The organism is Dietzia massiliensis, assembly GCF_018390595.1.
GTDB lineage: Bacteria > Actinomycetota > Actinomycetes > Mycobacteriales > Mycobacteriaceae > Dietzia > Dietzia massiliensis.
The window spans coordinates 1-336 of sequence record NZ_JAHBAV010000342.1; the positions used below are offsets into that span (position 1 = coordinate 1).

General features: G+C 69.3%; 1 protein-coding gene. It reads left to right on the plus strand.

Annotated elements, in window-relative coordinates; all coding sequences use genetic code 11:
* Nucleotides 1–336, plus strand: a 336-nt coding sequence (locus tag KHA85_RS17495; RefSeq protein ID WP_213186755.1) for a phosphotransferase family protein, incomplete at both ends; no start/stop codon positions are given.

A 336-nucleotide genomic window follows, 5' to 3' on the forward strand; every position in this document is an offset into this window, starting at 1 on the left:
CGGTAAGCCGGAGGGCTTTTTGGAGCGCCAGGGGCCGCGCTGGCTTTCCGAGCTCGAGTCCTACAACGACTACGAGGGTTATCCCGGGCCGCAGATCCCCGGCATCGAGGAGGTGTCGACCTGGTTGGACCGGCACCGGCCGGCGCACTGGACGCCGGGCATCATGCACGGCGACTACCACGCGGCCAACGTGATGTTCTCGCGCACGGGGCCGGAGGTGGTCGCGATCGTCGACTGGGAGATGTGCACGATCGGCGATCCGCTGCTGGACCTGGGCTGGCTGCTGGCCACCTGGCGCCAGCCCGACGGCTCCAGCGTGTTCAGCCACGCCCTGGG